The sequence below is a fragment of the Bacillus cereus group sp. BfR-BA-01311 genome, from assembly GCF_022664295.1.
GTDB classification, from domain to species: domain Bacteria; phylum Bacillota; class Bacilli; order Bacillales; family Bacillaceae_G; genus Bacillus_A; species Bacillus_A cereus.
The window spans coordinates 187,296-195,706 of record NZ_JAKUHC010000009.1; the positions used below are offsets into that span (position 1 = coordinate 187,296).

Below are 8,411 nucleotides of genomic sequence, written 5' to 3' on the forward strand. Positions count from 1 at the left end.
TTAAAAGTATCTGTTAAGGTGTCCAGAGAAGATTAGGAAACCGAAACATACAACGTGGAACGTAATTACAATCGCAAGGATGTGTGTAAATTTATTGTTTGGCCAAAACTTATGCTTCTTGTTTTTTCGTTCAAAAATATCGAATAAAATAAACAGTGCGGCATGGTATAGACCATAAATAACATACTGCGCAACAGCGCTTCCTTGGATGTGCCAAATTCCCATAATGAAGAAGTTTAAAAATGCACCGATATACGAAATAGTGTAACGGTTTTTAATTAACTTTTTCTTCGTTGCAAAAAAGACGAAACGCATGTAAATAAAATCACGGAACCAGAATGATAAACTCATGTGCCAGCGGTTCCAGAAGTCTTTAATATTACGACTAAGGAATGGCTTATTGAAGTTTTCTGGCGTTTTAATTCCCATCATGTAACTGATACCAATTACGAACGCACTATAACCTGCAAAATCAAAGAATAATTGCATGCTAGTAGCGTACATAAAAATCACATTAGATAAAAGTGTATCTTGATTGGCGAATACAGCCTTTACAAGATATGTTGTTATCAAGTGCGCGATTATAAATTTATACAGGAAACCTTGGAAAATACGGTTAAGTCCTGTATATAGTAAATTTTGATACTCCTCAGCACTAGGTGGCTTTTGAATATCTTTTTGGAATCTACGGTAACGATCGATAGGTCCACTTGAAATCGCAGGGAAGAATAAAACGAATTCCCAGAAATTAAAGAAGGAAAGTTCTTTAATTAAATTATCACGAACTTCAAAGACCATTTGTACAGCTCTAAATGTTACGTAAGACATACCTGCGAAAACAATAAAATGCAATTCAGGTACAAACGGCGCGACTTTTGCCAAAATAAGTGGCAAAATCGATAAAATAACAGCTATACAAAACATGAATGTACTATTATTTTGTTTTCTTAAAATTAAATAGCCTTTAATAAGGACATATTGCCAAATAATAAATGCAGCTAGCATCATTGCTTGCTTTGGTTTATCTGAGAAGATAATAGCAATCATGACTAATGTTAAAACGGCATTATATTTGCGCAACATTTTACCTTTTAATCCAGCTATGATAGTAGGTATTAATAAAATGCCCACTATAGCGAAAAAATAAAATGATCCATATGCGGTCATGCTGTAACCTCACTCAATAATTTTTTGCGATCTACCTTTCCATTTGGTGTCATTGGAATAGAAGATTGATACATGAATTTACGTGGAATCATGTAGTTTGGTAATCGCTCATTGAGTTCTTTTTTGATTGCAGATGTTAATTTGAATTCTTTTTCAAATGAATGTTCTCCAGGAACAACAACCGCTAATAAATAATCGTATTTCTCACCTTTTTTAATTGGAACGATAACTGCTCCTTCTACGTAAGAACACGCACGAAGGTGATGCTCAATTTCTTCTAATTCCATTCGATAACCATGCAGCTTAATTTGGAAATCAAGACGACCATTATAGAATAGAAGACCATTTTCAACATAGCCAGCATCGCCTGTTTTATAGGCGCGCTCACCGTCAATCATAGTAAATGCTTTTTCTGTTAATTCAGGGCTTCCTAAATATCCAACGCTTACGCTTGGACCGACAATTACGATTTCACCTTTTTCACCATCAGGTGCGATCGTGCCATCTTCTTTCATAATAAGAAGGCGACAGTCTGATTTACAATAGCCAACTGGAAGTGATTTGTATTGATCAAGCACTTCTTCTGTAACGTGAATACCTGTTACAGCGACAGTAGCTTCTGTTGGACCATACGTATTCATAATTGTTGCTTTAGGGAAACGTTCAATTAATTTTCTAGCCACTTCATTTGGTAACACTTCGCCGCAGAATAAGAATGTTTTCATGTTCGGTAGCATACTCTCAGAGAAAGATGCTTCCATTAAACACATTTCAGCGAAAGAAGGTGTGGAAGTCCATACTTGAATATCCGATTGCTCTAAAGAAGCAAACAAGTCTTTTGGACGCGCAATCATATCTTTATCGATTGCCCAAAGTGTACCACCTGTTACTAATGATGGGTAAATATCCATTACAGATAAATCGAATGAGAAAGGTGCTTGGTTTAAGAATACTTGCCCTGTTTGTAAGTTGAAATCTTCTACAGCCCATTTTGTAAAGCTAACAAGGCAGTTATAAGTAATCTGAACCCCTTTCGGATTACCTGTGCTTCCTGATGTGTAAATAATGTAGAAATTCTCATCACCTTTTACCGCATGTTCAGGATTTGGAGTGTTCCCTTTATGAGTAAAGAAAATATCTTTTAAGTTGTCTTCACTTACGATGCGAACTGGTAAATCAGTTACAGTTACTGCTGTTGCCGATAAAAGTAATTTCGCACCAGAATTTTCAGCAATACGTTGTACACGATCAGCTGGGATAGATAAATCTACAGGAATGTAAGCATGTCCAGCTTTTACACATCCTAAAAAGTTAATAATCATTTCAGGTTGCATATGGCCATACACCATAATTGGTGAACGATCGTCTGGATACTCAGAAGAAATCCAATGTGCTAACGCATCAGAATCTTCCTTTAATTGTTTGTACGTAATTTTCGCATCTCGCCAAACAAAAGCGGTTTGATCAGGCGTTTCTGCAGCCCACTTTTCAATTTGTTCTAATAACTTCATAACGTTCCCACCCTAGAATTCATTGTAAATAAATGTACTTGTGTTTGTATCATGGAATCCATACAACCAAAGTAATGCAAATAAAATTGCAAGATAATAAACCGTCTTTGCAACCCATTGTGTGAGTGGTCGAGACCATATCTCTTTTAATCTTTCCATGTCTTTCCCTCTCTTAATGAAATAATAGCTCTTTGTAGGTATCATGTCCTACATTATTGTGAAAAAAACAAAATCCCACATTTTAGGTAAAAATAAGTCAAAAGGCTCTTTTCTGATATTAGCACTAAATACTAAAAAAGAAAATCCCTAACTTAGCAATTATATTACATTCAGCATGAATTTGTAATGGGTTTGACATGTAAATAGAAAGTGGATTGTGTGAATACATAAAAGTGGACTATAAGAATACGTAAAAATACAGTGTTTGTTTTTATTAATCATTTAAGACAGAGTAAACTTTTAAATTTCTAGTTCTTTTGAAAAGGAGGAAATTATCATGAATAGAGTGTGGAAGAATCTAATTTCGGAAGAAAATATCGTGAAATGGAGAAGGCATTTCCATAAGTATCCGGAATTATCATTTCATGAAAAAGAAACTTCGCAATTTATATATGATACATTATGCTCATTTTCTTCTTTTGAAGTAACGAGACCGACGAAATATAGTGTACTAGCAATTAAAAGAGGTGTGAAGCAAGGGAAAGTAATTGCGATTCGAGCTGATATAGACGCTTTGCCAATTCAAGAGGAGACAAGTAAATCTTATACATCTGTGAATAAAGGAATGATGCATGCATGTGGGCACGATGCTCACGCAGCTATTTTATTAAGCACAGCAGAGGTGTTATCAAATATAAAGGAAGATTTTGCAGGTGAGATTCGTCTATTCTTTCAGCACGCAGAAGAGGTGTATCCAGGCGGGGGACAAGAAATGGTTGAGGCAGGTGTAATGGACGGTGTTGATTATGTAATAGGTTTACATGTTATGTCAGGACTTGAGAGTGGAAAGATAGGAATTGCATATGGACCGATGATGGCAGCTCCAGACGTATTTACAGTTGAGATTCAAGGCAAAGGAGGACATGCGGCGCGACCAGAAGAAACGATAGATCCTATTGCTATCGGAGCACAGATTATTACAAATCTACAACATATCGTATCAAGAAATACAAGTGCTTTTATGCAAAGAGTTGTTTCAGTTACACAATTTCATGGGGGAACGGCTGACAATATTATTCCTAGTACAGCAACTTTAATGGGAACTGTTCGTTCATTTAATCAAGCATTGAGGGTGGAAGCAGAAGGGAAAATCGAGAAAATTGTGAAAGGAATTACAGAAGCACATGGAGGATCGTATACATATACGTATCGATATGGATATGATCCGGTTATTAATGATGAATATATTACGAAAATAGTAGAAGAAAGTGCACTACATTTGTTTGGGAATGAGCGTGTTGTGAAGCTTGAACCTTCTATGGGTGGAGAAGATTTTTCAGCATATTTAAGAAAAGCACCTGGTTGTTTCATTAAATTAGGAACAGGTAATGAAAATATATATACTTGTTATCCACATCATCATCCGAAATTTGACTTGGATGAATCAGCATTAATTTGTGGAGTGGAGCTATTTTTAGAGACGACTATAAGATTACTAAAATCATAGAAAAACAAAAAAAGGCAACTGCACTCTATTGCAGTTGCTTTTATTTCTTTCCGTCAGAGAGGGCTGAGAAAGAACTATGCTCATTCATAGTATATGAATAGCTAACGGACAAGCTTGTACATTTTAATCATTTTTTTAAAAATAGTTATTGACATTGATAATCAATGTCAATTAATCTAAATATAGTTGGAATTGATAATTATTATCAATAGGATGGATGCGACATGTTAATGAGAAAGAATTTTCACCTTCTGCGGAGGGGATTAAAAGATAAAAATAAAGATGTTGATCAGCATATGGAATGGCAAAGAAATGTAATTCGGTCTGAATATGTAGATGAGAAGAAGAGCATTCAAACAGAAAAAGAGATACAAAGTAAAGGGAGAGGTTCAGTTGAGTAAGTTAGTAATGATTTTTGCAAGTATGAGTGGAAATACAGAGGAAATGGCTGACCATATTGCCGGCGTAATTCGTGAAACAGAAAATGAAATTGAAGTTATTGATATTATGGATTCACCAGAAGCTTCTATATTAGAACAGTATGATGGAATTATTTTAGGTGCATACACTTGGGGAGATGGCGATCTTCCTGATGATTTCTTAGATTTTTATGATGCAATGGATTCTATTGATTTAACTGGGAAAAAAGCGGCAGTATTCGGATCATGTGATTCGGCTTATCCGAAATACGGAGTGGCAGTTGACATTTTAATAGAAAAGCTACAAGAGCGCGGGGCAGCAGTTGTGTTAGAAGGACTAAAAGTAGAATTAACGCCAGAAGATGAAGATGTAGAAAAATGTTTACAGTTTGGAGCTGAATTTGTAAAACACCTTTCTTAATGGCAGAAGGGAGATGAAGAGCAAGTGCATGAGAAAATCTCAATCAAAACGATGACAGATTATCATTTGTATGATTTTATGCGTTGTCCGCATAAATTTTATTTTCGTCACATAAAAAGAAGAGAACCTTCTTCATTTGAATGGCAACAAATAGCACAAATGATTGTCAATCAAATTATTAACGAGTATTACACGCTACCTGCGGGTCAACAAACGAAAATTGTACTTTTAATATTAATAGAAAAGTATTGGAAAAAAGTAAGGATTAATATGTTTGCTTCGAAGACGGAGTACTATATTGTATTAGCGAAGCTAACGGATCACTTATTACAGTTCGTTGAAAAGGATGATAGTCAGACACCACCATTATTTTTATACGAGAAGTTTCAAACATATATGGAAGAGTTAGGTGTCCACATGTCATTGACATTTGAAGTTGGTGAGTGGAGTGCTGAGTCGTTTGTAATTAAAAAGTATGTTGTCGATGCAGATGAGGAAATGCTTGCTCTTTGTCAGAAGCTAATGACAGTATTCAGTTATAAAGCTTTCGGAGTTCTTCCAGGAAAAATTGAAGTTATTAATTTAATAGAAGGAACTAAGTATGAGTACATTCCGAAACAGGAAGATATTATAACTGGAATGGCTGATTTATCTAGAATGAAAGAAATGTTAGAGCAACCTGAGCATTATACAGAGCGTCATTTTCGTTCTGAGTGTATAAGTTGTGCGTTTCGTAGTGAATGCCAAGAGGAAGAAGTAAAGACAGAAGCGAAACAGAAGAAAAATATAGTTCATTAAAGGATGCAACTTTGTATCCTTTTTTGTTATTGACATGAAAAGCTTTTCATCATTTACGGTATATTTGTAGCAGATTTTAATAAAGTGAAACTTTAATCAGTGGGGCTCAATCGGGCTACCCGCAAATAGCGGGATAAAGGGAGGAATAATCAATGAAAGATGAAACGAAAGTATTTCAATGGTTAAAAGAACAAAATGCTCCTTTTGAAATTCAACTGCAAATTTTACAGGCATTTCAATTGTATAAAGTTATTGTTGAAATGGATAAAAAGTTAATGATGTATGAGGAGAGAGTATATAGGGAGAGAATGTAATCTCATCCCTGTAATATCGTTTTTAGCTGTTCTGTGCCTGTAATGAATTCGAGTTCATTCTCTGATTCAAAGTTATAAATAATATTATGTAGTAAAGGACTATATTGATAAAAGGTAGTAATGCGGTGAATGAGTAATGGATCATGATGAGAAATAAGTGTACTGTACTGTTCATATACAGATGTAGTAAACTCATCTCCGAAATCATAATATAGTCCTGCAAAATCAAAAGCAGGATCGCCAATTTGCGCATCACCAAAATCGATAACACCTGAAATGCTTTTGTTATGCTTGTTAAATAAAATGTGATGATGAGTAAAATCAGCGTGAATGATTGTGTTTTGAAAAGTGGATGTAGCTAAACATGCAAAGAAATTTTCAAATAAGCGATTTAAGGCTAGTTTCTGTAATGAAGTAAGGCTAGTAGTGAGATATTGGTTTAATTTTGTTTGTAGCTCTTTCCAGTAGGTAAGTGTTTTTTCAATAGGGAATCCTAACGCTGTAACACTTTTTAGAGGAATACTATGTAGAGCAGCAAGGAAAGTTGCTAATTGTGTAATAAGTGCTTTTCGTTCTTGTTTTTCCAGTGTAGTAACTATTTCTGTTTCTAAAGGTTCACCATGAATGAGAGTATAGTAACTACAAAGCGGAATAGCATCAGTCTCCTTTTTATAGAATAGGTGATACTTTGGAACTTTAATTTCATGTAGTGAACAAGAGAGAATTGCGCATAGTTCTTTTTCTAACGGAATTCGCATCGCATATTCCTGTTTTCGCGGGAAACGAAACAGTAGCTCATCATTTACTATAACTGCTACATTATCCCATCCTTCTTCATTTTGTTTATATGAATGTATAGAAAGATTAGGCAAAGCTTCTTTTATATAATGTTTGTAAGAGTCCATAATTGTTCCTCGTTTCTGAGTTAAGTTATTCTATTTTATGATATCAGAATTTTCTTTCTATATGTTAGAATATATCTATTATTATGAAGAAGGGCGGGAGTATTACGAAAAAAAGACTGTTAATCATTTCTCTATGTATCGCTTTTGTATTGTTTTGGTCATATAAAAAGGAGGTTTTTGCTACCTTTAAACCGATTGATCAGTACGAGTTAAATAAGGAATTAAAGAACAAAAGTATAGAAAATTTAACTCATAATGAAATGAAAAAGGTAGGAGAGCATTTTGTGACTGAACAACTATCAGTGTTTGAGTTTAATAATAAAGAAGATGTAAAACGAAAAGGTGAAGAAATATTTTTAAATAGAGGGTATGAACAATTAATGGAAAATTATTATCCAAATCGTTTTCAAGATTTAGAGTATAAATTTACAAGCGAGGAGATACGTGAAGAGACCGATGAGAGTTTTCTTTATCAAGCTGTAGCGTACGTTGCGGGTACTGAAAATGGTAAGAGAAGCGAAATGAAATTGAATTATGAAGTGAAAATTGTAAAGGTTAATAATATATTTATGGTGCTAGAACAAAAGCAGCACGTACAATAAAGGAAATTCATTGCTCAATAGAACATTTGAGGGTGTATTACTTAATGCGGAATAAAAAGGCCCTCAAGGAATAAAGGGCCTTTAAAGATCTTCATTTTGTTGACCAAGTTCTTTTTGAGCAATATATAAATTCCCTTGCTCGACTTGTTTAAGAGTATGAACAGAATCTCCTACATATCCTTTTTGTGTTTTAACAGTTCTTTTTGAACGATTGGAATCTTGTTTCTTCATATAATAGGCCACCTTTCATCAAAAATAAACGAAAATGATAAGTATGAGTAATACAGCAGCGAAAATGGTAATGCCCATTAAAAACGAAGTGTTTTTATATTTAGGTGGCTTATGTACATCTTGCCGATATCCAGGTGAAATTTCAGGGGCAAATTCTTCATCGAATGATTGCTTTTTTTCTTTGTCGTCCATATGTACCCACCTTTCTTTTTCATTATATTATACGTTACAAGAAAAAATATGCATAAAGAAAACAGCCGCTTTATTTGAACTGACCCCATAAAGTTAGACAGGTCGTTTCATTAGGCAGCCTTTAGGGCATGAGTTCGATATTGTACCGGACTCATGCCTTTTAGTTTTGCCTTAATTCTTTTGTG

General features: G+C 34.5%; 12 protein-coding genes. 6 read left to right on the top strand and 6 right to left on the bottom strand.

Annotated features, from left to right (window positions below; genetic code table 11):
- The 3 genes from dltB to MR136_RS20475 are packed head-to-tail and all read right to left on the bottom strand — an operon-like array spanning window position 1 to window position 2,837.
- A complete protein-coding gene (gene dltB / locus MR136_RS20465; protein WP_017673707.1) occupies window positions 1–1,167 on the bottom strand; it encodes a D-alanyl-lipoteichoic acid biosynthesis protein DltB in 1,167 nt (388 codons plus the stop codon).
- Complete coding sequence (dltA, locus tag MR136_RS20470) at window positions 1,164–2,678, bottom strand: D-alanine--poly(phosphoribitol) ligase subunit DltA (RefSeq protein ID WP_000770505.1); 1,515 nt, start codon at window positions 2,676–2,678, stop codon at window positions 1,164–1,166. Before dltA ends, dltB begins: the two co-directional genes overlap by 4 nt.
- Window positions 2,679–2,690: 12 nt before the next feature.
- Window positions 2,691–2,837 carry a teichoic acid D-Ala incorporation-associated protein DltX gene (locus tag MR136_RS20475; RefSeq protein WP_000440293.1) on the bottom strand — a complete coding sequence of 49 codons (147 nt, stop codon included), beginning with the start codon at window positions 2,835–2,837 and terminating at the stop codon, window positions 2,691–2,693.
- A gap of 337 nt (window positions 2,838–3,174) precedes the next feature.
- Here MR136_RS20475 and amaA point away from each other — a divergent pair, with 337 nt between their 5' ends.
- The 5 genes from amaA (at window position 3,175) to MR136_RS20500 (ending at window position 6,296) form a co-directional block, all read left to right on the top strand.
- Window positions 3,175–4,344 carry an N-acyl-aliphatic-L-amino acid amidohydrolase gene (gene amaA, locus MR136_RS20480; RefSeq protein WP_001082783.1) on the top strand — a complete coding sequence of 390 codons (1,170 nt, stop codon included), beginning with the start codon at window positions 3,175–3,177 and terminating at the stop codon, window positions 4,342–4,344.
- 224 nt (window positions 4,345–4,568) lie between these two features.
- Complete coding sequence (locus tag MR136_RS20485; RefSeq protein WP_000929023.1) at window positions 4,569–4,745, top strand: hypothetical protein; 177 nt, start codon at window positions 4,569–4,571, stop codon at window positions 4,743–4,745.
- On the top strand, window positions 4,738–5,184 hold the full coding sequence (locus MR136_RS20490) for a flavodoxin (RefSeq protein WP_000041153.1): 447 nt from the start codon (window positions 4,738–4,740) through the stop codon (window positions 5,182–5,184). Before MR136_RS20485 ends, MR136_RS20490 begins: the two co-directional genes overlap by 8 nt.
- A gap of 24 nt (window positions 5,185–5,208) precedes the next feature.
- Window positions 5,209–5,982: a hypothetical protein gene (locus MR136_RS20495; RefSeq protein WP_242259568.1), complete on the top strand. Its 774-nt coding sequence runs from the start codon at window positions 5,209–5,211 to the stop codon at window positions 5,980–5,982.
- Window positions 5,983–6,134: 152 nt separating this feature from the next.
- Window positions 6,135–6,296: a hypothetical protein gene (locus tag MR136_RS20500; protein ID WP_000651086.1), complete on the top strand. Its 162-nt coding sequence runs from the start codon at window positions 6,135–6,137 to the stop codon at window positions 6,294–6,296.
- Window positions 6,297–6,298: 2 nt separating this feature from the next.
- On the opposite strand, the gene MR136_RS20505 is transcribed toward MR136_RS20500, so the two are convergent.
- Window positions 6,299–7,201 carry an aminoglycoside phosphotransferase family protein gene (locus MR136_RS20505; RefSeq protein ID WP_017673709.1) on the bottom strand — a complete coding sequence of 301 codons (903 nt, stop codon included), beginning with the start codon at window positions 7,199–7,201 and terminating at the stop codon, window positions 6,299–6,301.
- Window positions 7,202–7,284: 83 nt separating this feature from the next.
- Here MR136_RS20505 and MR136_RS20510 point away from each other — a divergent pair, with 83 nt between their 5' ends.
- Window positions 7,285–7,803, top strand: coding sequence for a hypothetical protein (locus MR136_RS20510; RefSeq protein WP_000715259.1), 519 nt, complete (start codon window positions 7,285–7,287; stop codon window positions 7,801–7,803).
- A gap of 81 nt (window positions 7,804–7,884) precedes the next feature.
- On the opposite strand, the gene MR136_RS20515 is transcribed toward MR136_RS20510, so the two are convergent.
- Together MR136_RS20515 and MR136_RS20520 are read right to left on the bottom strand one after the other, a co-directional pair.
- Window positions 7,885–8,034: a hypothetical protein gene (locus MR136_RS20515; RefSeq protein ID WP_017673710.1), complete on the bottom strand. Its 150-nt coding sequence runs from the start codon at window positions 8,032–8,034 to the stop codon at window positions 7,885–7,887.
- Window positions 8,035–8,052: 18 nt separating this feature from the next.
- Window positions 8,053–8,226: a hypothetical protein gene (locus MR136_RS20520; RefSeq protein ID WP_000341062.1), complete on the bottom strand. Its 174-nt coding sequence runs from the start codon at window positions 8,224–8,226 to the stop codon at window positions 8,053–8,055.
- Between the last annotated feature and the right edge of the window lie 185 nt (window positions 8,227–8,411).

Coding starts and splice junctions, on each gene's coding strand:
- MR136_RS20515 (WP_017673710.1), bottom strand. CDS start 8,034: ATGAAGAAACAAGATTCCAATCGTTCAAAAAGAACTGTTAAAACACAA.
- dltB (WP_017673707.1), bottom strand. CDS start 1,167: ATGACCGCATATGGATCATTTTATTTTTTCGCTATAGTGGGCATTTTA.
- MR136_RS20520 (WP_000341062.1), bottom strand. CDS start 8,226: ATGGACGACAAAGAAAAAAAGCAATCATTCGATGAAGAATTTGCCCCT.
- MR136_RS20485 (WP_000929023.1), top strand. CDS start 4,569: ATGTTAATGAGAAAGAATTTTCACCTTCTGCGGAGGGGATTAAAAGAT.
- dltA (WP_000770505.1), bottom strand. CDS start 2,678: ATGAAGTTATTAGAACAAATTGAAAAGTGGGCTGCAGAAACGCCTGAT.
- MR136_RS20510 (WP_000715259.1), top strand. CDS start 7,285: ATGAAGAAGGGCGGGAGTATTACGAAAAAAAGACTGTTAATCATTTCT.
- MR136_RS20505 (WP_017673709.1), bottom strand. CDS start 7,201: ATGGACTCTTACAAACATTATATAAAAGAAGCTTTGCCTAATCTTTCT.
- MR136_RS20500 (WP_000651086.1), top strand. CDS start 6,135: ATGAAAGATGAAACGAAAGTATTTCAATGGTTAAAAGAACAAAATGCT.
- amaA (WP_001082783.1), top strand. CDS start 3,175: ATGAATAGAGTGTGGAAGAATCTAATTTCGGAAGAAAATATCGTGAAA.
- MR136_RS20475 (WP_000440293.1), bottom strand. CDS start 2,837: ATGGAAAGATTAAAAGAGATATGGTCTCGACCACTCACACAATGGGTT.